Raw genomic sequence first — 23,321 nt, 5'->3', positions numbered from 1 at the left:
AGACGATGACCCCCCCGCATAACTACCTCGCCGTCATCAAGGTCGTTGGCATCGGCGGCGGCGGTGTCAACGCCGTCAACCGAATGATCGAGCAGGGCCTCAAGGGCGTGGAGTTCATCGCGATCAACACCGACGCTCAGGCGCTGTTGATGAGCGACGCCGACGTCAAGCTCGACGTCGGCCGTGAATCCACCCGTGGGTTGGGCGCCGGCGCCGACCCTGAGGTCGGCCGCAAGGCGGCCGAGGACGCCAAGGACGAGATCGAGGAGCTGCTGCGCGGCGCCGACATGGTCTTCGTCACCGCAGGTGAGGGCGGCGGCACCGGCACCGGCGGCGCACCTGTGGTGGCCACCATCGCTCGCAAGCTCGGCGCGCTGACCGTAGGCGTGGTGACCCGGCCGTTCTCCTTCGAGGGCAAGCGGCGCTCCAACCAGGCCGAGAACGGCATCCAGGCGCTGCGCGAGAGCTGCGACACCCTGATCGTCATCCCGAATGACCGGTTGTTACAGATGGGCGATGCACAGGTCTCGTTGATGGACGCCTTCCGCAGCGCCGACGAGGTGCTGCTCAACGGCGTGCAGGGCATCACCGACCTGATCACCACCCCGGGCCTGATCAACGTCGACTTCGCCGACGTCAAGGGCGTCATGAGCGGCGCTGGCACAGCCCTGATGGGTATCGGCTCGGCGCGCGGCGACGGGCGTGCGCTCAAGGCTGCCGAGATCGCCATCAACTCGCCGCTGCTGGAGGCCTCGATGGAGGGCGCCCAGGGCGTGCTGCTGTCGGTGGCCGGCGGTAGCGATCTCGGCCTGTTCGAGATCAACGAGGCCGCCTCGCTGGTGCAGGATTCTGCCCACCAGGACGCCAACATCATCTTCGGCACGGTGATCGACGACTCGCTCGGCGACGAGGTCCGGGTCACAGTTATCGCCGCCGGGTTCGACTCGGCCAGCCCGAGCCGCAAGCCCGTCGTCGGGGGAGCGACCACCGGTGCTCAGCCCATCGCACCCGGTGCGGCGGGCAAGCTCAGCTCCTCGCTCTTCGATCCGATCGATGCCGCCAGCGTGCCGGTGCACACCAACGGCGCGACGGTCAGCATCGGTGGCGGCGACGACGGTATCTCCGACGACGACGTCGACGTGCCGCCGTTCATGCGGCACTGACCCCGCTTGCTGCGCCCGGATACTGGGTGTTGTGACTGTTCGCATCCGTCGCGTGACCACCACCCGCGCGGGTGGCGTCTCGGCGCCGCCGTTCGACACTTTCAATCTCGGTGACCATGTCGGTGACGATCCCAAGGCGGTCGCGGCCAACCGCCAGAGGCTGGCCGCCGCGATCAAGCTTCCCGACGACCATGTGATCTGGATGAACCAGGTACACAGCTCGAACGTCGTGGTCGTCGATGAACCCCGCACTGACGCCGTCGATGACACCGACGCCCTGGTGACCACCACACCGCAACTGGCCCTGGCCGTGGTGACCGCCGATTGTGTGCCGGTGCTGATGGCCGATGCCAGTGCCGGCGTGGTGGCCGCCGTGCATGCGGGTCGGGTCGGCGCCGCCGATGGCGTCGTGCTGCGCACCCTGGAAGCCATGCTGGCCAACGGCGCCCGCGCCGAGGACATCTCGGTGCTTCTGGGCCCGTCCGTCAGTGGCGCCAACTATGAGGTGCCCGCGCAGATGGCCGCCGATGTCGAAGCCCGGCTGCCCGGGAGCCGGACCACCACCTCGCGCGGCACACCGGGACTGGATCTGCGGGCCGGAATTGCGCGCCAATTAATAGGTGCGGGGGTGCGGGCCATCGATGCGGACCCGCGTTGCACGGTGGCCGACAAGAACTTGTTCAGCCACCGGCGGGGCGCCCCGACCGGCCGGCTGGCATGTCTGGTGTGGATGGAATGACGGGCGCAGCGACCCGGGAAACCGATTTGGCGACCGCGCTGGCCGCGTTACGGGACCGGCTGTCAGATGCCGCCCAGGCCGCCGGCCGTGACATCGACGATATCGAGCTACTGCCCATTACCAAGTTCTTCCCGGCCACCGACGTCGCGATCCTGTGGCGGCTGGGCTGCCGGGCGTTCGGTGAATCCCGCGAACAGGAAGCCTCCGCCAAGATCGTCGAGTTCGGCGAGCTCACCGGTGCGTCGGACGTGCGGTGGGACATGGTCGGTCAGATCCAGAGCAATAAGGCAAAAGCCGTTGCGGCATGGGCGGATTCGGTGCATTCGCTGAGTGCCGCCAAAGTGGCTGCCGCACTGGACCGTGGCGCCGCGCACGCCATCGAGGGGGGTATCAGGACGGCGCCCGTGCGGGTGTTCGTGCAGATCAGCCTCGATGGGGACACCTCGCGCGGTGGGGTGGACGTCGGTGATCCCGCTGCCGTCGACGCCCTGTGTGCCCAGGTCGACGACGCCGGCGCGCTGCAGTTGGCCGGACTGATGGGGATCCCGCCGCTGGGCGTCGACCCCGATACCGCATTCGCGGCATTGGCCGCCGAGCACCGCCGCGTTTTGCGCAACCACCCCGACGCGACAGAGCTGTCGGCGGGGATGTCCGGTGACCTGGAAGCTGCAGTGCGACACGGTTCGACGTGTGTGCGTGTCGGAACCGCGCTTATGGGAAAACGTCCTCTAACGTCTCCCTGAGTAGTCACTCCAGTCACATCTTCATCACAGACACCGAACTTCACGCATTCAGAAGGGTCCAGCGATGAGCACTCTCCACAAGGTCAAGGCCTACTTTGGCATGGCGCCTTCGGACGATTACGACGACGAGTACTACGACGACGATGACCGCGGCGCGCACCGCGGGTACGCCCGCCGTGAGCGCTTCGCCGACGACGAGTTCGAGCGTCCAGGCCGCTACGACGACCGCGATCCGCGGCTGGGTCGCGAGTACGACGACCCACGCGAGGCCGACTACGCGCCGACCGGCGGCTTCCGCGCCCCGTACGCCGAGGAGCCACGGTTCCGCCCGCGCGAGTTCGAGCACCCGCACGACATGCCGCGCGCTTCCCGGTTCGGCGCGCTGCGCGGCTCGACCCGCGGCGCGCTGGCGATGGACCCACGCCGGATGGCCGAGATCTTCGAGGCCGGCAGCCCGATGTCGAAAATCACCACGCTGCGGCCCAAGGACTACAGCGAGGCCCGCACCATCGGTGAGCGCTTCCGCGACGGTCAGCCGGTGATCATGGACCTGGTCTCCATGGACAACGCCGACGCCAAGCGCCTGGTCGATTTCGCCGCCGGGTTGGCCTTCGCCCTGCGTGGATCCTTCGACAAGGTAGCCACCAAGGTCTTCCTGCTGTCACCGGCCGACGTCGACGTCAGCGCCGAGGAACGCCGGCGGATCGCCGAAGCCGGTTTCTACAGCTATCAGTAGGCGGCCGATCGCTGGTCGTCGAGGGACGTCGAAAAACTTAGGTAGGCTGACGGCGTCTCGCTGGGGCAATCCAGCGATGTCGCCAATGTCACATCCGCTGTTTATTAAGGACCGGCTTTAGTTGTCGCTGTTCTTCGAAATTCTTGGCTTCGTGCTGTTCGTCTTCTGGCTGCTGCTGATCGCGCGGGTAGTCGTCGAGTTCATCCGCTCGTTCAGCCGGGACTGGCACCCGCGTGGTTTCACCGTTGTCGTCCTCGAGCTGATCATGACGGTCACCGATCCACCGGTGAAGCTATTACGTCGACTAATCCCGCAGCTGACGATCGGCGCTGTCCGATTCGACTTGTCGATTATGGTTCTGCTGCTGGTGGCGTTCATCGGGATGCAACTGGCGTTCGGCGCCGCAGCCTGACGTGCCGTCGAAAGACGGGAAGGTACGCTATTGCGTCGCGAATCGCGATTAGCCACGCCGGGTGCGTGGTATCGAAAGATTGAAATTAGCTCTTAATTATCGGAGTGACGGTTCTGGTGTGACAGGATGGACGCCAGTTACAGTACGGAACGAACGTTTAGCCGCGTTCTACACTTTGCAGACGGTTAACGCCCAGACCCGAGGGGGCAGATGATGCCGCTTACACCGGCCGACGTGCACAATGTGGCATTCAGCAAGCCGCCCATCGGCAAGCGAGGCTACAACGAGGATGAGGTTGACGCCTTCCTCGACCTGGTGGAGAACGAGCTGACTCGCCTCATCGAGGAGAACTCCGATCTGCGCCAGCGGGTCGCCGAGCTCGATCAGGAGCTGGGCGCCGCCCGCGCCGGGGGTGCTGTACCGCAGCCGACCCAGGCGATTCCGCTCTACCAGCCGGAGCCGCAGCCGGAACCGGAGCCCACGCCGGCTCCCGTGCCGCAGGCAGCCCCGCAGCCGGTGCCGAGCCCGGCCGCCAGCGAGGAGCAAGCACTCAAGGCCGCTCGTGTGCTGGCCCTGGCCCAGGACACCGCCGACCGGTTGACCGGCACCGCCAAGGCAGAGGCCGACAAGCTGCTGGCCGACGCCCGCGCGAATGCCGACCAGATCGTGTCGGAGGCTCGCCACACCGCGGAGACCACCGTCGCCGACGCCAAGCAGCGCGCCGACGCAATGCTCAGCGATGCGCAGACCCGCTCGGAGACCCAGCTGCGGCAGGCGCAGGAGAAGGCCGATGCCCTGCAGGCTGACGCCGAGCGCAAGCACACCGAAATCATGGGCACCATCAACCAGCAGCGCACCGTCCTCGAGGGACGGTTGGAACAGCTGCGGACGTTCGAGCGCGAATACCGCACTCGGCTCAAGACCTACCTGGAGTCCCAGCTCGAGGAGCTCGGGCAGCGCGGGTCAGCCGCACCGGTCGATTCCGGCGCGAACAGCGACGGCGGCGGCTTCAACCAGTTCAACCGGGGCAATAACTAATCGTTTGTCGACCGGAGGTTGATCGATGCTGATCGTTGCCCTGGTACTGGCGGTGATCGGTCTCGCAGCCCTGGTCACCGCGGTCGTCACCAGCAATGAGCTGGTCGCTTGGGTGTGTATCGCGGCCAGTGTTATTGGTGTGATCCTGCTGATCGTCGACGCGATCCGGGAGCGGCAGAACCGCCGCGGTGCCGAAGCGGAGTCGGCGCCGGCGGCGGTGGCCGCCGAGACCACCGAGTCGTCGGCAACAGCCGAGACCACTGCCTACGCCGAGACCGACGAGGCAGTAGACGCCACGTACTCGACGTTCGACGCCGACTATCCCGACGATGCGCCCGCTGAGGTGCCGGTCGACGACGAGCCGCTCGACGGCGAGCCAGCCGACGACGAGCCGGCCGACGACGAGCCGGCCGACGAGCCCGCGAAAGAAGCTGAGGAAGAGCCTTCGGGCGAATCCGGCTCACGCTGATCTTTTCCCGGCCCGCGCGGGTAAAGAGAACACCATGGGCATCCACTACACGAGCGTCGTCGACCATCCCATCGACAGGGTGTTCGCCTGGCACACCCGCCCGGGCGCCATGCTTCGGCTGATTCCGCCGTGGCAGCCGATGCGCGTGGTGAGCGAGACCGAGTCGCTGGCTGACGGGCGCGCGGTCCTTGGCCTGCCTGGCGGGCTGCGCTGGATCGCCAGGCACGATCCGGCCGGTTTCGATCCGCCGCACCAGTTCGTGGACGTGTTGTCCTCGGACGGGTTGATGACTCTGCCGCCACGGATCATCGGGTGGTGGCGCCACACCCACCGGTTCAGTGACGCCGGCGCCGGCACCACGGCTGTGCACGACGACGTAGACACCACGCTCCCGGGCGCCGCGCTGCGCGCGACCTTCGCCTACCGGCATCGTCAACTGGCCGACGATCTCGCCGCGCATCGGGATGCCGAGCAGGCGGGTGCGAGCGGGCTGGCTGTGGCGATCACCGGCTCGTCCGGTCTGGTCGGGACCGCGCTGACCGCCCTGCTGGCGACCGGCGGGCATCGGGTGATCCGGCTGGTCCGTCACGATCCGGTCCGGCCTGATGAACGACATTGGGCGCCAAGCGATCCCGCTCCCGACCTGTTCGAGGGTGTCGATGCCGTCATCCATCTGGCCGGTGCCTCGATCGCCGGGCGGTTCACCGATGCCCACCGCAGGGCGATCCGCGACTCACGCATCGAACCGACCCGGCGGCTGGCCGAATTGGCTGCGACATCGGGCGGGTTGCGGGCATTCGTCAGCGCTTCGGCGATCGGTATCTACGGCTACGACCGCGGAGACGCGGTGCTGTCCGAGGAAAGCGCGCGGGGGAACGGCTTTCTAGCCGACGTGGTTGCGGACTGGGAGGCGGCCACTGAACCCGCCGCCCGCGCCGGGGTCCGCACGGTCTGCGTGCGCACCGGCATCGTGCAGGCCGCCCGCGGCGGGACCCTGAGGTTGATGCGGCCGTTGTTCGCCGCCGGCCTGGGTGGCCGGCTGGGCAGCGGTCAGCAGTGGCTGTCCTGGATCGGTCTCGACGACCTGCTTGACGTCTACTACCGGGCGGCCTACGACGACAGGCTGACCGGTGCCGTCAACGCCGTCGCGCCAAATCCGTTGCGCAACAACGCATACACCAAGGCGCTGGCCGCGACGCTGCATCGCCCCGCCGTGCTGCCGGTGCCGTCGATCGGTCCGCGAATTCTGCTGGGCGCCCAGGGCGCGCGCGAACTCGCCGAGGCTGACCAGCGTGCCCTGCCCACCAAGCTGCAGGCGCTGGGACACCGATTCCGCCAACCGACGATCGAAGATGCGCTGGCCCACCAGCTGGGCCACGATGGCTAGAGTGCGTCGGCCCGCCACGAGTGCAGGCTGCGCAATAGCGGGTTCTTCTTGTACTCGTGGCCGGCCATCCGGCCGAGGATGTCGTCGAGGGCGAAGACGGCGTCGGTGATGTAAGGCCCCTTGTTGAGCATCACGCACTCGGCGCGCTCGGCCATTGCGGCATCACTGATTTCGGCGCGTGTCGGCAGCCCCGTGGTGGCTAGTTGCTCGAGTACCTGGGTCGCCCAGATCACCGGCAGATGTGCGGCCTCGCACAGCCACAGAATCTCCTCCTGGAGCTCGGCCATCCGTTCGTAGCCGGTCTCCACAGCCAGATCGCCGCGTGCAATCATGACCCCGACCCGGCGTCGGCGCATCGCCGTGAGCAGCAGCTGCGGGAGCTGCTCGAAGGCCTGTCGGGTTTCGATTTTGAGTACCACGCCGAGGTCGTGGTCGCCGAGCCGGTCCAGCTCGTCGAAGAGCCGGATCACGTCGGCGGCCTCGCGTACGAACGAGAACTGCACGAAGTCGGCGAGCTCGATCACGGCGGCCAGGTCGGCCAGGTCTTTGTCGGTGAGTGCCGAGATCGGCAGGTTGGTGTCCGGCACGTTGATTCCCTTGGCGGCGCGTAACTTTGCCGTGCCGTGCGGGGGATGGTCGATGCGGATGTCGATGCTGTCGGCGGCGACGGCGACGACTTCGCCGCCGAGCTTGCCGTCGTCGAAAAAGACCCGCTCGCCCACTTCGGCGTTGTCGAACACCTCCGGCAGCGTGCAGCCGATCCGGGGCCGCTGGTCGTCGTCGACGGGTGCCGGTGTGCAATCGCGGGTCAGTCGCACGATGTCACCGGCGGTCAGCCGAATGCTCTGCTCGACGGCGGGCAGCTCGCCGAGCTCGGTGGAGTCCTGCCCGCCGGTATTTCTCCCCGAGTCGCTCCGCTCCTGCCCGCCGGTATTTCTTCCCGAGTCGCTCCGCTCCTGCCCGCCGGTCCGCAACACAGTCCCCGTGCTCAGGTAGGTCGTCTTCTCCGTGGTGACGACGAATCCGCCGGGGCCGGCCGCGGCGAGCAGCAGCCGCCGCTTGGATCCGCGGGTGTCCCGCAACACCAGTTCGTCGCCCTCGGAGCGGTGTGCCAGCCATTTGGCGTCGACCGGCAGGGTGACCAGGCCGGGCTCGGGTGGGCGGGCCGGCCGTTTCGCTGAGGTCAGCCAGCCACGGCCGGCGGCCACCACCTGACCTTGCGCGTTGCGTGTCGGCCGCAGCCGAACCACCCGTGGCCCGGGCTCCAGGGGGCCCGTGCGGAGTTTCGGGCCACCCAAATCCATCGCCACCAGACAGCTGCGGCCGGCTGCGGCGGCCGCGGCGCGGACATTGGCGGCCATTGCTTTCCACGCCGTGGCGTCGTCGTGGGCGCAGTTGATCCGGGCTATTCGCATTCCGGCGTCGAGGAGCGTGCGCACCAAAGCGGTATCCCCGGCGGCTTCTGAGGGCAGGGTGACCATGATCCGTGCCGCACGGTCGTCGGCGGTCGGGCCGAGCAGTTCGACGGCATTGCGCTCGAGCAGCTGCGCGCCCTGGGTGATCCTCGCGCAAGCCTGCTCGTCCGGAGTCCAGCCGTGACCGCGCATCGCCGCGATCGCGGCCGACACCAGCTGCAGTGTCGCCTGCACATGGGCCTCGCTGCGGCCCAGCGAGGACAGCCCGAAGCCGGTCAGCCGTTCCTGTACATCGCGAAGGTCGACCTGCCGCAGCGCCCAGTAGTGAACCAAATTCACTGCACTGCAGTGGTTCTCGGTGGCGACCGGGGCGGTCCATGGTTGCCATCGGGATTCGGCATCGGCCAGCCGCGCCAGCAGCGCGTCGACGTCACACTGCAGTCGATCCAGCTGTTGCGCGGCGGCGGCCATGGCAACGACGCTAGTCATCTCACGTTGCGAGTGCGTGAACGGTTGGGGCCGGGCAACCGGCCCGTGGTTCTCGGTGCTGTGCTATCTTCGCCGGATGCATAAACTGTGCTGTTCAGCGGCAATTGTCATGTTGCTGGTGGCGGGTTGTTCGGAGGCGAAACACACGGCTGACGCGCCGAAAGCGTCGACCAGCGCGGCGTCATCGACGCAGCCCGCCACCGCTCCCGCGCCGGCCCCGGGCAAGCCGGTGTCCAACTGGGGATGCCGCGGGGTGGACCCGGCACCGCCGGACGTGCTCCCGACCGTGGCGCATGTAGCACCGAAGGCCAAGAACGGATCTGGTTCTGCGGGTGAGGTCTTCGGTGACCCGGAGGCCGCCAGCAGGTACTGGCAGCAGCAGAGTCAGAGCGACTGCGGCCTGATGGCGACTCGGCTCGCCATTGCCGAACTCACCGGCCAGACGCCCACCGAAGGGCAGATGATCGACCTGGCCAAAAAGACGCCGAGCGAATGCAGCCCCGGGGAACCGGTGTACGACGACAGTTTCGATCCGTCGGACGGTGGAACCGGACACGGCACGTGTACGACGGATCTGGCGCTGCTGCTGAGTCATTACGGGGTCGCTTCGGAATACACCAGCGACAGCGGCGGCGGCATCCCCACCGGCCTGAAGGCTCTCCAGAGTTACCTCGGCGAGGGGAAGCAAGCCATCGTGTGCGTCAGCTCCGCGACGATCTGGGACACCGACGGGGACCGGAGCAGGTGCGGGCATCTGGTGACGGTGGCCGCCATCGACACCGGGGAGGGCGTCGTCTATCTCGGCGACAGCGGCGGCGACGACACCCGCGGCGAGACTGTCAGCATCGACACGTTCGAAAAAGCCTGGGCGACAGGCGGTCACGAAATCCTGTTGGCCGGCTAGCGGGCGACCTTATCGAGGAAGCCCCGCACCAATAGCCGCAGCCGGCGAGCGGCGTCGTCGACGTGGGTGGTGGTGTCGGCCCGTAGATCGTCGGGGTTCAGCCCGAGCTGGACGAGATCACCGCTGCCGCGGTTGTGGTCGTCATCAATCCACAGCTCCAGCAGCTTGTGGTCGAGTTCGGGGTGGAACTGCAGACCCATCGCCCGGCCGAGGACGAAAGCCTGTGATGCGCGGTCGTTTCGGGCGATCTCGGTGGCTCCCGGCGGGGGAGTGAACCGGTCGAAGTGCCACTGGAACCATGGTCCGTCGTCGGGCACCAGATCGGGGTTGCTGCTGTGTACCTGGTGCCAGCCGACCTCGGGGGCAAGCGACCGCTGCACGGAGCCGCCAAGCGCGGTGGCTATCAGCTGGCCGCCGAAGCACACCCCGAGCACGCCGAGCCCGGCGTCGACGGCCTGCCGCACGGTATCGATCTCGGCGGCCACCCACGGCAGCTGTTCGTCGTAGACCGCCCACCGCGAACCCAGCGGCACGATCACGTCGTAGCGGGTCGGGTCGGGGAAGGTGACCTCGAGCGCAGGGTCGCCGGCTCGCGCTGCCGGAACCACCTCGAATGTGTCCACGTCGAAACCGAGTTCGGTGAACGTTTCGCCGAGTAATGCCTCGGGCGCGATCGGATCGTTGTAGATGAACAGGACCTGACGGGGCACCCGAACACGGTACGGCAGAACTGCCGCTAGACGCAGTCCGAGGCGCCATCGACGACCAGCACCGCGCCGTTGATGTAGCTGCTTTGGGTCGTGCACAGGAACGCGATGGCGGGGGCGACCTCGCCCACGGTGCCCATCCGCCCGGCCGGGATGTGGGCGATTTCGGTCGCCATGACCTCCGGGACGGCGTGCATCGGCGCGGTCATCGCGGTTTCGATGGTGCCTGGCGCCACGGCGTTGATCCGGATTCCGTGCTTGGCCCACTTGACGGCCAGGTTGCGGGTGACGTTGATGACGCCGGATTTGGCAGCCCCGTAGCCGGGGACCATAGTGACCGCACGCAGCGCAGACATCGACGCCAGGTTCACCACGCTCGCTCCGCCGGTCGCCGCGGAAGCCTTCAGCGCGTGGCGCAGGGCAACCGTGAGCCGGTATGGCCCGGTGAGGTTCAGGGCGACGGAGGCCGCGAACCCGTCGGGCGTGGACTCGTCGAGGCCGCCCGGGAAGTTGGCGCCGGCGTTGTTCACCAGAACGTCGAGCGTGGAGATGCTCTGTGCCAGGCTGTCAATGGATGCATTGTCGGTGAGCACAAGTTGGCGGTAGGTCATCTGCGAGAGGTCGGTGTCGTAATCGGTGGCGGCGGGTTTGGTGCCGGTGACGATGACGTCGGCCCCGGCATCGCGAAACAGCACGGCGACGGCGTGCCCGATGCCGCTGGTCGCCCCGGTGACCAGTGCCTGGGTGCCGGTGAAGTCGAAGCTGAGCTGGGCGGTCATGTGTACCTTTCGATCTGCTTGGTCAGCCAGGCGGTCTCCCAGAAGTTGACGCTGCTCGCCAGAAGTTCCTCGTGGGCCGCTTTGAGTACCGCCCGCGCCCCGTCGTGCTCGGGGTCGGCCTGGGTGACGAGCTCGGCGAGGTGGATGGCTTCCAGCGGGCGACCGCCCGCCAGATGGGTGCCGGCGCGCTCGGTCAGGGCATCGGCGCCGGCCAGCTCCACCACGTCGGCGCTGACGGCGTCGGGCCCGACTGCATACAGCTCGGTGGTCGAACGGTGGTGAAACCAGCCGGAGTAGTTCTCCCAGATCGCGCGGACGTCCCAGGCGAGCTTGCCGTAGCCCTGGCCGACATCGAGATGGTCGGGCAGCGTGATCTCGGCCATCAGGGTCCGAACGTCCTTGCCTGCGTTCATTCCTGCGACGGTCTCGTCGTGCAGGTACTGGATGGCGTCGCGCAGCCGGCTCAGTTCGGCGTCGATCACCCCCGCCCCGCGAATGGGGTCGAAGTGTCCGGTGAGCAGCACCTCGGGCTGCAGCGCGCGGACGCGTTCGATGGTGTCGATGACCGTCAGCGCATCCCGGTAGCGGTCGCCGCGAATAGTGACCAGGTTTGGAATGTGTCCGAACACCGGGCCGAACGTGTTGCTGCACAGGCAGACTCGTTCATCGGGTAGCCAGATCACCATGGAGTCGGTGGTTTCCCCGCCGGGGGTCGCGATCAGTTCGAAGCGCCGGTTGCCGACCGTCAGTGTCAGCCGGTCCTCGACGACGATGTCGGCGGTTGCGGTGCTCTGGGAGGGGAGCTTCTTGCCGAAGCGCTGCTGAATCTTGGCGATGCCGCCGGCGAGCCTGCCGGAGAACGCGAAGGCGCTGCGGTTAGCGCGATAGGGCAGTAGTCGCTCGTTATCGTCGCGCCACTGTTCCCAATTGGCTTGTGCCACAACCTTGGTATCCCGGTCACGCAGGGTGTCCAGGCCGCCGACGTGGTCGTAGTGGCCCTGGGTGATCAGGATGTAGCGCACCGGCGACGAGTCGACGGCGTCGAACACGGCCCGGTGCACCGGGCTTTCGAATCCCATGCCGGTGTTGACGACGACGCGGCCGTCCGAGGTGGTCAGCAGGTAGGAGTTGGTCAGTCCCGGTGAGCACCAGATCCCCGGTGCGACTTCCTCGGCCTGTTCGGCTGAGGCGGGCGCCATCGCGTCGGCGCCCGGGCGACTACGATAGATGGGTTCCACGGTGACCTCTAAATCTCGGGGTGGACGTCGAAACGGTCGAAATAGAAGGCGAACCGGGAGCGCAGCTCCTGCGGCTCGACGCCGAAGTGACGTTTCAGGTCATAGGGGATGCGCCCTTTGGCGCCGCGCCGGTTGCCGTCGATATAGGCCTGGAATCGCTTGGCCACCTTGGGCGGAACGTCGATGCCCGCGCGCTGGTAGTACTCGCCGAGCACCGGCATCTCGTTGCCGTTGAGGTGATGAAACCCGATATCGACGCTGCGCTCTGCCGGCACGAGTTCCCGGTCACGCACGCAGGCGCTCAGCAGGCGGTGGATCCGATCACTCCAGTAGTCGACCAGCCAGTCGGGGTCAATACTGGTGCGGCGCAATCGATCCGAGTAGGCCATCATGGTGATCGCCGACTGGATCACCGCGACGGGGTCGCGGTGGGTGAAGGCCACGGTGGCGTCGGGGAAGGTGGCCATCAAGGGACCGAGTTGTTCGGCGTGCTGCGGCGATTTCAGTACCCAGGTCCGCGGACCGCGCAAGAACGTCAGTGCCTGCAGGACCTTCTTGAGGTAGGCGTAGTGGCGGGTGTGGTCCAGGCCGAGATAGAAGTCGCGCCAGCCCGGAACGCGCGCATGCCATTCGAGGACGTAGCCGGCCATATCGAGGTCGAGTAGCTCGACCTCCTCCTCGATGGCCTCGGGGAAGCGGTCGTGCATCGCGGCCACATACGGGGTGCTGGCCATCAGTGCCTCGTGTTCGGCCTTGACCCGGGCGTAGCGGGGATCGACGCCGAACACATCGGGTCCCTGGCCGAGGGCCGGAATCGGATCCTCGCTCTCCCAGTAGGGCAGGGCGCGGCGGCGCGGGTCCCGCGCGATCAGGTTGACCAGGTGGGTGGTCCCCGAACGGGGCATGCCGACCACTATCAGCGGCCGCTCGATCGGGATCGCCTCGATCTCGGGGTAACGCCTGATCAGGTCGGTCAGCGAGAGCCGATTACGGAGCTTGCGAACGACCCTGGCGCGCAGGGTGCTTCGGCTCAGCTGACGCAGGCCCGTATCCGACTCGATCGCGGCAATATGCGCGGCCAGCCGGTCGCTGAATCCGTCGTCGTCGGTGAGGTCGTCGGCCCTGGCCTGCGCCACCGCTTCGGCGAGCATCGCGTCGAGGTCGAACGTCACTTCGCGTGACTCGGTGTATTCCAGGATGTGGCGTTGGGTGTCGGTCAGCACCGGGTCGGTCAGGTCGTCGAGGTTCAGGGTCTCCATTGATGACCGAGTCGCCATATCTTGTTCCTGTCGAATATTCGACGTATTGTTCGGAAATATGACGCTCAAAGTAGACCTTGCCAAGACGGCGGGTCAAGCGTCATCGCCGCCCACCGGGCGGGTGATCGCGGTGATGGAAATGCTCGGCGCCGACCCCGGCCGGCAGTTCTCGTTGGCCGAGATCTCTCGTCGCCTCGACATCAGCCGGGCCACCGGCCACGCCATCTTGGCGACCCTGGTCGCGCACGAGTGGGTGACCCGCGACCCCCGGTCCGCGAAGTACGCCTGGGGCCCGGCCATCGCCAGCCTGGCCAAACCCGCCGACCTGTTCCGCGGCGAGCTCGAGGACCTGGCGGCGGACACCGGCATGCAGGTCTACCTGGCCCGGCGTGAGGTCAACAGCCTGGTGATCATCGGCGTTGCCGGTCAGAGCTTGACCGCGCCCCGGATCGGACGGGGGACCAGGACGCCATTCGTCGCGCCGTTCGGCCGCGACTACGTGGCGTGGTCGACTCCGGAAGCGCAGCGTGCCTGGCTCGAGGCGATCGGCCAACCCAGCGATGCGCTACGCGATCGAATCTCGGCTGTGCTCAGCGAAACTCGTGACCGCGGCTTTGTCGTAGAACGGCTCACCAAAGAGTACCTGCGGGTCTACTCGGCATTGGAGGCGCTCAGCCGCGACGGCGAAGTGGACGCGATCACCGCGCAGCTCGCCCGCGCGTTCGCCGACCTCAGCGTGATCGACGTTCTGCCAAACGAATTGGGCGCCGGAGCCACCCACAGCATCGCGACGGTCTCGGCGCCGATCACCAACGCCGACGGCGTGGTGACTATGTCGGTCACCGCAGCGCCGTTCGCCATGCTGGATTCACGGGCGATCACCGGCCTCGGCGAGCGGGTTCTCCTGGCCGCCAGCGCCATTGGCGAGCGGCTGAATCGTTACGGTGACGGGGCGTGAGTCAGGCCCAACCGTCGGCCCGCCAGCAGACCCAGTCGATCTCGACCAGCGCGCCGACCGCCAGCCCGGTCGTGCCGACACAGGTCCGGCTCGGTAGCCGGTCGGGAAACCACGGCGCGTACGCCGCATTGAACGCCCCATAGTCGGTCCAGTCGGTGAGAAATGCCCGCACCGACACCACGTCTGCCAGCCCGCCGCCGCACAGTTCGGTGACCCGCAGCAGATTGGCGAGCACCTGATCGGTCTGGGTGGCCACGTCATCGCCGACCACCGACCCAGTGGTGTCGGTCGGCATCTGCCCGGTGACGTAGAGGGTTTGGCCGGCCGCGGTCGCGTGCGAGAACGGCGCCACCGCGGGCGGAACGCCGTCGGCAGGGGTGAACGTGTACGCCTGGATACCACTCATGCCGCTGGATTGTGCCAGCGTGGGAAGCACCGTTTGTCGATTCGGCCGTGTGCACCCTGACGCTGATCGACCACCTGCGTCACGGTGAAGTCCACCGCTACCGACATGAACGAGTACGCATCGGCGCCGGACAACCCGAAGTGGCTTTGCAGCAGGTGCAGCGTGCGCAGGGTCGCGCATTTCATCGCCGCGTCCAGACTGTCCCCGAATCCGTGCACCAGTAGCTCGGTCGCGGTCTCCAACACCGGCGCCGTGAACGGCAGATCGCGGCGAATCGTCAAGCGCAGCAAGCCGTTCAGCGACGATTCCAACGCGGTGCCGCTGACCTCCCCGTCGCCCTGCGAGACGTGCGGATCGCCGATCGACAGCAGTGCGCCGGCCACCTGGACGGGGTAGTACATCCGGCCACCGGCGCCGATGCGCCAGTTGTCGACGTTGCCGCCGTGATTGCCCGGCGGCACCGAGGAGACCCGCACCGGATCGGCCGGTGCCACGCCCATCGTGCCGAAGTGCGGCCGCAAGGGCACCACCACGCCGGGCAGCGCAGGCTCCCGGCGCGCGGGATCGGGTGTGACGATCGTGCCGGGCTCATTGGCCAGCGGGGTGGCGGTCCAGTCGTAGCCGAACAGCGCGCGCCCCAGCAACGCGTCGATGTCCAGCTCGTAGACGGTGACCCGCTCGATGGGAATCTCGTTGAACAGGTAGCCCCAATGGCCGGCGAGATTGGAACCGTAGGGCAGCCGTGGGGTGGCCTCCAGAATGTCGACCTGCAGCACGTCACCAGGTCGCGCCCCGGTGACCGCGATCGGTCCGGTGAGAATGTGCGGTCCCGGCCCGCGGTCGTCGACCTCGGCGAACACCCGCGAGATGTGTTCGTCCATCAGCAGATCGGGGGCGTCACCGGCGTGGTGGGTCAGCGTCTCGATCGCCACCAGATCACCGGATTCGACGGTCAGCGCGGGAGCCTGTCGTGGGTCGAAATATCCCCAATGCACCGTCTGGGCCGTCGCCGGAAGGCGGTGCACCGTCATAAGCGTCAGATCTTGCCAGCGCACGCCAGTCTTGTCGCAGCGAGATAATGGCTGTCATGAGTGTCTCGGTACTGGTGTGGGTCATCACGTGCGCGGTGATACTCGGGTTGTTCGTGTTCGACTTCTACGCGCACGTGCGGGTGCCGCACGAGCCGACGTTCCGCGAATCGGCGATCTGGTCGTCGGTGTACATCGGCCTGGCGGTGGTATTCGGGCTCGTCGTGTGGTGGCTATGGGGCGGCCAGTTCGCCGGTGAGTATTTCGCCGGTTACGTCACCGAGAAGGCGCTGTCCGTCGACAACCTGTTCGTCTTCACGGTCATCATGGGGACTTTCGCGGTGCCGCGGGAGTTCCAGCAGAAGCTGCTGCTGATCGGCATCGTGCTGGCGCTGGTGATGCGGGCCGGGTTCATCGCGGTCGGCGCGGCGGCCATCAACACCTTCAGCTGGGTGTTTTACCTCTTCGGAATCTTCTTGGTACTCACCGCCGTCAAACTGGCGAAGGAGGCCGGCCACGAGAAGGAGGTCGAGGAGAAGCGCGACAGCCGCATCATCGCCCTGGTGCGCCGGCTGGTCCCAACGACCGACGACTATGACGGCGACAAATTTCTCACCAAACTCGACGGCAAACGAGCCGTCACGCCGATGTTGTTGGCGCTCATCGCAATCGGGTTCACTGACGTGTTGTTCGCGCTGGACTCGATTCCGGCCATCTACGGCCTGACCGAGCAGCCCTACATCGTGTTCACCGCCAACGCCTTCGCGCTGATGGGGCTGCGCCAGTTGTACTTCCTGATTGGCGGGCTGCTGGACCGGTTGGTGTACCTGTCCTACGGGCTGGCGCTGATCCTGGCGTTCATCGGTGTGAAGCTGGTGCTGCACGCGCTGCACGAGAACACCCTGCCGTTCATCAACGGCGGCCAACACGTTGCGGTGCCGGTGATCTCCACAGGCATGTCGATCGGCGCGATTGGCGTGGTGCTGCTGGTGACCACGGTGGCCAGCCTGGCCAAGACCCGGGGCCGGGCCAGCGCCGGATAGTAATCGTTCGATGCTCCTGGTATCACGTCAACCCGTCGAGCCCGGTGCGCAATATGCTTTCAAGGCATATTGATGATCATGCGTGCGCAGCGCGCTCGCTGGCAGCGCACGATGACCGTCTGCGAACCCGGAGAAGGCTGTTGGGTCAGACGATGACCCCGTCTTGGCCTCCGTTCCCGACGGTTGTAATCCCGCTACCCAGGGTGTTGCCCATGCTCGGGTTTCCGCCGTACCCAGGGTAGACGTGCCCGTTGCCGCCGTTGCCGCCGTTGCCGCCGTAGGCAGGTGCTGACGAATTGGCATTCCAGATGATGGAGTCACTGGCGTCACCGCCATAGCCGCCGTTGGCCCCTCCGTTGCCGCCGTTGCCGCCATAGCCGCCGACGGCGGCACCGGTGCCGTACGCGTCGGCCTCCCCGCCGTTGCCGCCGGTTCCTGCGGTGCCTGCCGTTGGGCTGGTCGTCGCCCCGCCGTCGCCGCCGGTGCCTCCGGTGACAGTGCCGGAGGTCCAGCTGGTGCCAACTCCGCCGTTGCCGCCCAGGCCGCCCGTTAAGAGGCCGTAGCCCCCGGTTCCGCCCGTTCCGCCGGTTCCGCCGGTCGCCGATGCATCCGATCCCGGGGTGTTGTAGGCCTGGGCGCTTCCGCCGGTTCCTCCAGTGCCCCCGACGGCGCCTTGGCCGCCGGCGCCGCCTTGACCGCCGGTCGCGTTGCCGCTGATCCCGTAAGTCTCTGCGGCGCCGCCAACTCCACCGGTACCGGCGGTATGGGGCGATGCCCCAGCATCGCCACCGCGTCCGCCGACGGCATCGGCGGCCGAGGACGGGTTGGTGATGGAGGCCTGCCCCCCGTTGCCGCCGTTGCCGCCCTTCCCCGCGAGAGGGCTGATACCGCCGTCACCGCCGTTACCGCCTCTACCTCCGTAAGCATTACCGGTGCCGGGTTGGGTGGCGCTACCGCCGTCGCCACCCTTGCCGCCGTTAGCCGTGGTGGCTAAGCCCTTGCCCCCGGATCCGCCCCCACCGCCGGTGGCGTCGCCGGATCCGACGGCGGAGGCTTGTCCACCTTTTCCGCCCGCACCGCCCGCGGAGCCGTTGTTGCCGTCACCGCCGAGGCCGCCGGTGGCGTCGCCGTCCCCGTCGACGATCGCGTTACCGCCATCGCCACCCGCCCCGCCGCCGGCGTTAGGGCTGGCTCCACCGGCACCGCCGGTTCCGCCGATTGCGTTGCCATCGCCGGTGGCGTGACCGGTTCCACCTGTTCCACCGGCACCACCATTGCCCGTGCGACCAAGAAGGTAATAGCCGGCGCCGCCCTCGCCCCCAACGCCGCCGATGGCGGTCCCGGAGCCGTTTACGGTCGCAGCTCCACCGTTACCGCCTGTTCCTCCGACTCCGCTTCCAGAGACGTCACCGGAACCCACGTGGCCGGCTCCACCAGCGCCGCCGATGGCATCACCGTCCCCATGGGCCACCGCCGCGCCGCCGGTCCCGCCTGATCCGCCGGCACTGTAGACAGTGCTGAGACCGCCAACTCCGCCATGGCCACCGGTGGCCGAGCCCAGGCCGTAGTTCTCCGCCTCGCCGCCGGCGCCGCCGGTGCCGCCCTTTACGCCGCCGCCGCCGGTCCCACCGGCTCCGCCATTGCCGCCGGTGGCGGTCGTTGAGGACGTTGGGTCGGCGACGACGGCACGACCGCCCTGGCCACCGTTGGCGGTGGCCCCCTCTGACCAGCCGCCGTCACCGCCGTTGCCGCCGACCGCAGCAATAATGCCGTCGCTCGTGGAATCGCCACCGTTGCCGCCGCGGCCGCCCGTACCGCCGACCTGGTTGCCGCTGCCACCGTTACCGCCGTTGCCTCCGACCCCGTTGCTGGCAGCACCGCCATCGCCACCCGCTCCGCCATTACCGACGGTAATGCCGGAGTTGCCACCGTTGCCACCGTTGCCGCCGTAGGTGGCCACGGTTCCGGTATTGACCGTCGCACCGCCGTCACCGCCGGCGCCACCGCTGTCGTCGACGGAGTCACCGCCGTCACCGCCGTCACCGCCATTGCCGATCGCACCGCCGATGCCGCCGTCACCTCCGGCGCCGCCCTTGCCGCTGCCGGCGCCGGCGTCGTAACCGTCACCGCCCTTGCCGCCGTTACCGGCCGGGCCGGTCACCGTAGCGCCGTCCGCGCCGTTCTCACCGGAGACAAGGCCGCTACCCCCGCTACCCCCGCTGCCACCTTGACCGGCCGCACCGGGGTTACCGCCCTTGCCGCCGTTACTGCCGTCGATGGTGACGGAGTCACCGTTACCGCCGTTACCGCCGTTGCCGGGGTCGCCGGCAGCACCGCCGTTGCCGCCGGTGCCGCCGTCACCGTCGGTATCGCCGACGCCGCCCGCACCGCCGGTGCCGCCGTTGCCGCCGTTGCCGCCATTACCGGCGTCACCGCCGGCGACTCCGGTGTTGGCGGTGTTGTCGGTGCCGTTGGCTCCGGTGCCGCCGTTGCCGCCGGTGCCGCCGTGACCGCCGGCGCCGCCGATGCCCTGGGTTGCTGCGATGCCGCTGCCGGTTCCGGCTGCACCCGCGTTACCGCCGTGACCGCCCTGGCCGCCCTGGCCGCCGTCGGTTCCGTTGGTTCCGGCGGTGAGGGCGTCGGTGCCGTTAGCGCCGTCACCACCGGTGCCACCGGCGCCGCCGTTGCCGCCGTTGCCATTGGTGCCCCCGGCACCCGCTGAACCGCCGGCACCACCGTTTCCGCCCGCCCCGCCGGTGGTGCCGTCATCACCGGCGTTGAGAACAGTGCCGCCGAAACCACCGTTGCCGCCGTTGCCGCCGAGACCACCGTTACCGGCCGCGCCGTCGAGGCCGTGGACCGATCCGGTACCACCGGCACCGCCGGTGCCGGCGTTGCCGCCGTTGCCGCCATTACCGGCGTCACCGCCGGCGACTCCGGTGTTGGCGGTGTTGTCGGTGCCGTTGGCTCCGGTGCCGCCGTTGCCGCCGGTGCCGCCGTGACCGCCGGCGCCGCCGATGCCCTGGGTTGCTGCGATGCCGCTGCCGGTTCCGGCTGCACCCGCGTTACCGCCGTGACCGCCCTGGCCGCCCTGGCCGCCGTCGGTTCCGTTGGTTCCGGCGGTGAGGGCGTCGGTGCCGTTAGCGCCGTCACCACCGGTGCCACCGGCGCCGCCGTTGCCGCCGTTGCCATTGGTGCCCCCGGCACCCGCTGAACCGCCGGCACCACCGTTTCCGCCCGCCCCGCCGGTGGTGCCGTCATCACCGGCGTTGAGAACAGTGCCGCCGAAACCACCGTTGCCGCCGTTGCCGCCGAGACCACCGTTACCGGCCGCGCCGTCGAGGCCGTGGACCGATCCGGTACCACCGGCACCGCCGGTGCCGGCGTTGCCGCCGTTGCCGCCATTACCGGCGTCACCGCCGTTGGTGGCTACCGCCCCGTCGGTGCCGTTGGCTCCGGTGCCGCCGTTGCCGCCGGTGCCGCCGTGACCGCCGGCGCCGCCGATGCCCTGGGTTGCTGCGATGCCGCTGCCGGTTCCGGCTGCACCCGCGTTACCGCCGTGACCGCCCTGGCCGCCCTGGCCGCCGTCGGTTCCGTTGGTTCCGGCGGTGAGGGCGTCGGTGCCGTTAGCGCCGTCACCACCGGTGCCCCCGGCACCCGCTGAACCGCCGGCACCACCGTTTCCGCCCGCCCCGCCGGTGGTGCCGTCATCACCGGCGTTGAGAACAGTGCCGCCGAAACCACCGTTGCCGCCGTTGCCGCCGAGACCACCGTTACCGGCCGCGCCGTCGAGGCCGTGGACCGATCCGGTACCACCGGCACCGCCGGTGCCGGCGTTGCCGCCGTTGCCGCCGTCACCGGCGTCACCGCCGGCGACTCCGGTGTTGGCGGTGTTGTCGGTGCCGTTGGCTCCGGTGCCGCCGTTGCCGCCGTTGCCGCCGTGACCGCCGGCGCCGCCGATGCCCTGGGTTGCTGCGATGCCGCTGCCGGTTCCGGCTGCACCCGCGTTACCGCCGTGACCGCCCTGGCCGCCCTGGCCGCCGTCGGTTCCGTTGGTTCCGGCGGTGAGGGCGTCGGTGCCGTTAGCGCCGTCACCACCGGCACCACCGGCGCCGCCGTTGCCGCCGTTGCCATTGGTGCCCCCGGCACCCGCTGAACCGCCGGCACCACCGTTTCCGCCCGCCCCGCCGGTGGTGCCAGCGATGCTCGGATCGGCGCTCGTGGTGCCGTTGGCCCCGTTGCCACCGTTGCCGCCGAGACCACCGTTACCGCGGTTGCCGCCGGTGCCACCCGAACCGCCATTGCCGCCGTTGGCACCGGATGTTGTTGCATTCCAGCCATTTCCGCCGTCACCACCATTACCTGTGGCGGCTAGCGTCACGGCCGCGGAGCCGCCGGTAGCCGACCTTCCTGCAATGCCGGTGTTCCCGCCCTTTCCGCCATTGCCCCCATCGGGTGTGGCGGCGTCGCCGTCGGCGCCGTCACCGCCGTCACCGCCCGCACCCGCGACTCCACCTCCGCCGCCCGTGCCGGTGCTGCCGGTGCCGCCGCCACCAAGGAATCCGAGGATCAGCGACCCGCGGCCGCCCGCACCACCAGTCCCGCCAGTGCCGCCGTCACCCCCGTTGCCGCCATCACCACCATCACCACCATCGGACCCTGCGTCTTCGCCGATTCTGCCGCGAGCACCCGCACCACCCGTGCCGCCTGTGCCGCCGGTCCCGCCAGCTCCGCCAGCTCCGCCAGCTCCGCCAGCTCCGCCCAGGCTCAACAGGGACAGCCAACCGACCCCGCCACCGATCCCGCCATTGCCGCCTTTGCCGCCCCGGGCGCCGTCACCGCCGTCTGGATTCTCCGGGGTGCCGATGGCTCCGGAGGCGCCTGTCGTTCCGGTTCCGCCCGCACCGCCATTGCCGCCCACCGACAGCACCGCCAGAACGCCGCCTTGGCCGCCGGTGCCGCCGTCGCCCGCATTCCCTGCGTCGCCACTGGTGCCACCGTGGCCGCCCGCGCCGCCACGGTCGAACCACGCAACGATGCCCGCGCCGCCACCGGTGCCGCCTGAGCCGCCATGGGCTTTGGTGCCGCCCGCTCCGCCCTGCCCGCCATCGCCGCCGTGGGATAGCAGTGACAAAAAGCCCAGGTGGCCCCCGTTGCCGCCACGGCCGCCGTCAGCGTGGGCGCCTCCCGCTCCGCCCGCGCCACCTGTGCCGCCCGAACTCCAAAGCCCGAAAATCCCGGTACGGCCGCCGTTTCCGCCGTTTCCACCGTTGACACTCGCGGTTGTGGAATACGCGCCAGCCCCCCCATTACCGCCGTTGCCGTAGAGGACCCCGCCGTTGCCGCCGTTTCCGCCGTTTCCGTTGTTCACGGTAGCGATGCCGTCGCCGCCGTCACCGCCATTGCCAATTAGACCGGCCGCGCCGCCGTTACCGCCGTTATAGCCATCGCCGCCGTTGCCGATCAAGCCGCCCCGGCCGCCCTTGCAGGCCGTGCCTGTATTACAGGTTTGAGCGGTCCATGAGTAGCCGTTGCCGAGCAGTAAACCCGCATTGGGGTGGGATTCGGTGCCATTGCCGACGAAGAGGGCGATGAAATCCTGTATCGGCCGTACGGTCCCCGTGACCGACGCCGGGACGGTCGTCGCTGATCGGGTCAGGGCGGAGTGTTTACCCGACGGCGTCGCTGCTTTCGATGACGAGGTCTTCGCGCCGGAACCCGACTTCGCGGTGGACCCTGAGCTGTGACCGTTGCTCCCCGATGAACTCGCCGCCGCATGCGAGCGTCCTGAGGCTCCCGATCCCGCCGACGCCACATCCGCCGCCGCAGCTCCTGGCAGTGCGATAACCACCGCACCGATTCCCAGTGCCACGGCCAGCGCACCCACCCGGCCCACGGCTAAACGAGATGTTGCTGTGGACATACAATCCTCCGGATCAGTCATAGGTGCCGGCACGGTCTAGGCATGGAGATCATGCCAGTTCAGGGATGTTTACGCCGGATTATCGGTCGGATCAACGAGTGCGGCACCATAAGTTGCCAGGCGTGACGCTACTAGCCGTTTGGGCGTCGATCAGCGACCCTCGAACCAATGGATGCGTTGGTGTGGGGTTATTCAATGAGCACTGCTGGATCGCTGGAGATCCTCACCAATCCCGATCACGGCGGGAAGAACCGGATAGGTGGTCAGCACGATGGCGTCATCGCAATCAGTGTCGCGTTAGGTTCTGCGACGGAATGCTCTGGGGCCATTGGAGAAATGGCCCCAGAGTTGCGTTTTGGGAAAGGCCAAGGGGCCGAACGTGTCTCACATATGGGGGTGTGAGGGACGAGCTTTGCTCGCGGTGCGCTTTTCAACGCTAGGTCAGGCCTGCCTGAGCCATAACGCCTACTCTGTGTCCGAGGGGG

At 68.3% G+C, this 23,321-nt stretch carries 19 protein-coding genes; 11 read left to right on the top strand and 8 right to left on the bottom strand.

Going from position 1 to position 23,321, the window contains the following annotated elements; genetic code table 11:
• Window positions 1-5: 5 nt before the first annotated feature.
• The 8 genes from ftsZ to G6N38_RS29050 all read left to right on the top strand — a co-directional run bounded on the left by ftsZ (window position 6) and on the right by G6N38_RS29050 (window position 6,687).
• Entirely contained in the window at window positions 6-1,163 is a 1,158-nt protein-coding gene (gene ftsZ, locus G6N38_RS29085) for a cell division protein FtsZ (protein WP_163751541.1), read from the top strand.
• Between the two features lie 31 nt (window positions 1,164-1,194).
• Window positions 1,195-1,902, top strand: coding sequence for a peptidoglycan editing factor PgeF (gene pgeF, locus G6N38_RS29080; RefSeq protein ID WP_179968463.1), 708 nt, complete (start codon window positions 1,195-1,197; stop codon window positions 1,900-1,902).
• Window positions 1,899-2,645 (top strand): YggS family pyridoxal phosphate-dependent enzyme, encoded by a 747-nt coding sequence (locus G6N38_RS29075; RefSeq protein WP_163751539.1) that lies wholly within the window; start codon window positions 1,899-1,901, stop codon window positions 2,643-2,645. Before pgeF ends, G6N38_RS29075 begins: the two co-directional genes overlap by 4 nt.
• 64 nt (window positions 2,646-2,709) lie before the next feature.
• Complete coding sequence (locus G6N38_RS29070; protein WP_163751538.1) at window positions 2,710-3,381, top strand: cell division protein SepF; 672 nt, start codon at window positions 2,710-2,712, stop codon at window positions 3,379-3,381.
• Between the two features lie 121 nt (window positions 3,382-3,502).
• Window positions 3,503-3,793 (top strand): YggT family protein, encoded by a 291-nt coding sequence (locus G6N38_RS29065; protein ID WP_163751537.1) that lies wholly within the window; start codon window positions 3,503-3,505, stop codon window positions 3,791-3,793.
• A gap of 213 nt (window positions 3,794-4,006) precedes the next feature.
• Window positions 4,007-4,831, top strand: coding sequence for a DivIVA-like cell division protein Wag31 (gene wag31 / locus G6N38_RS29060; RefSeq protein ID WP_163752541.1), 825 nt, complete (start codon window positions 4,007-4,009; stop codon window positions 4,829-4,831).
• Window positions 4,832-4,856: 25 nt separating this feature from the next.
• Window positions 4,857-5,300, top strand: a complete 444-nt coding sequence (locus tag G6N38_RS29055; protein WP_163751536.1) for a hypothetical protein — start codon at window positions 4,857-4,859, stop codon at window positions 5,298-5,300.
• A 34-nt stretch (window positions 5,301-5,334) separates the two neighbouring features.
• Complete coding sequence (locus G6N38_RS29050; protein ID WP_163751535.1) at window positions 5,335-6,687, top strand: TIGR01777 family oxidoreductase; 1,353 nt, start codon at window positions 5,335-5,337, stop codon at window positions 6,685-6,687.
• Here G6N38_RS29050 and G6N38_RS29045 read toward each other — a convergent pair.
• Window positions 6,684-8,591 carry a pyruvate kinase gene (locus G6N38_RS29045; RefSeq protein WP_163751534.1) on the bottom strand — a complete coding sequence of 636 codons (1,908 nt, stop codon included), beginning with the start codon at window positions 8,589-8,591 and terminating at the stop codon, window positions 6,684-6,686. The two genes, G6N38_RS29050 and G6N38_RS29045, sit on opposite strands and share 4 nt — an antisense overlap.
• Before the next feature lie 118 nt (window positions 8,592-8,709).
• On the opposite strand from G6N38_RS29045, the gene G6N38_RS29040 reads away from it, so the two are divergent.
• Complete coding sequence (locus G6N38_RS29040) at window positions 8,710-9,495, top strand: cysteine peptidase family C39 domain-containing protein (protein WP_163751533.1); 786 nt, start codon at window positions 8,710-8,712, stop codon at window positions 9,493-9,495.
• Here G6N38_RS29040 and G6N38_RS29035 read toward each other — a convergent pair.
• Genes G6N38_RS29035 through G6N38_RS29020 form a run of 4 tightly spaced genes read right to left on the bottom strand, consistent with a single transcriptional unit; the run spans window position 9,492 to window position 13,496 of the window.
• Entirely contained in the window at window positions 9,492-10,205 is a 714-nt protein-coding gene (locus G6N38_RS29035) for a type 1 glutamine amidotransferase (protein ID WP_163751532.1), read from the bottom strand. The two genes, G6N38_RS29040 and G6N38_RS29035, sit on opposite strands and share 4 nt — an antisense overlap.
• A 26-nt stretch (window positions 10,206-10,231) precedes the next feature.
• Window positions 10,232-10,981: an SDR family NAD(P)-dependent oxidoreductase gene (locus G6N38_RS29030; RefSeq protein WP_163751531.1), complete on the bottom strand. Its 750-nt coding sequence runs from the start codon at window positions 10,979-10,981 to the stop codon at window positions 10,232-10,234.
• Complete coding sequence (locus tag G6N38_RS29025) at window positions 10,978-12,180, bottom strand: MBL fold metallo-hydrolase (RefSeq protein ID WP_163752538.1); 1,203 nt, start codon at window positions 12,178-12,180, stop codon at window positions 10,978-10,980. The genes G6N38_RS29030 and G6N38_RS29025 overlap by 4 nt, the downstream gene beginning before the upstream one ends.
• 47 nt (window positions 12,181-12,227) lie before the next feature.
• Window positions 12,228-13,496: a sulfotransferase family protein gene (locus tag G6N38_RS29020; protein WP_163751530.1), complete on the bottom strand. Its 1,269-nt coding sequence runs from the start codon at window positions 13,494-13,496 to the stop codon at window positions 12,228-12,230.
• Window positions 13,497-13,536: 40 nt separating this feature from the next.
• Here G6N38_RS29020 and G6N38_RS29015 point away from each other — a divergent pair, with 40 nt between their 5' ends.
• Window positions 13,537-14,436: a helix-turn-helix domain-containing protein gene (locus G6N38_RS29015; RefSeq protein ID WP_163751529.1), complete on the top strand. Its 900-nt coding sequence runs from the start codon at window positions 13,537-13,539 to the stop codon at window positions 14,434-14,436.
• 1 nt (window position 14,437) lies between these two features.
• Here the strand turns inward: G6N38_RS29015 and G6N38_RS29010 are convergent, their stop codons facing one another.
• Window positions 14,438-14,842 (bottom strand): RidA family protein, encoded by a 405-nt coding sequence (locus G6N38_RS29010; protein WP_163751528.1) that lies wholly within the window; start codon window positions 14,840-14,842, stop codon window positions 14,438-14,440.
• Window positions 14,839-15,873, bottom strand: a complete 1,035-nt coding sequence (locus G6N38_RS29005; RefSeq protein ID WP_163751527.1) for an acetamidase/formamidase family protein — start codon at window positions 15,871-15,873, stop codon at window positions 14,839-14,841. The genes G6N38_RS29010 and G6N38_RS29005 overlap by 4 nt, the downstream gene beginning before the upstream one ends.
• Before the next feature lie 56 nt (window positions 15,874-15,929).
• On the opposite strand from G6N38_RS29005, the gene G6N38_RS29000 reads away from it, so the two are divergent.
• Window positions 15,930-16,913 (top strand): TerC family protein, encoded by a 984-nt coding sequence (locus G6N38_RS29000; protein ID WP_163751526.1) that lies wholly within the window; start codon window positions 15,930-15,932, stop codon window positions 16,911-16,913.
• A gap of 145 nt (window positions 16,914-17,058) precedes the next feature.
• Here G6N38_RS29000 and G6N38_RS31075 read toward each other — a convergent pair whose 3' ends face one another.
• Entirely contained in the window at window positions 17,059-22,836 is a 5,778-nt protein-coding gene (locus G6N38_RS31075) for a PE family protein (protein ID WP_163751525.1), read from the bottom strand.
• Window positions 22,837-23,321: the final 485 nt, after the last annotated feature.

This window comes from Mycolicibacterium helvum (genome assembly GCF_010731895.1).
Taxonomy (GTDB): domain Bacteria; phylum Actinomycetota; class Actinomycetes; order Mycobacteriales; family Mycobacteriaceae; genus Mycobacterium; species Mycobacterium helvum.
The sequence above is the reverse complement of the archived record's forward strand: the minus strand, read 5'-3'. Positions and strand labels throughout refer to the sequence as shown.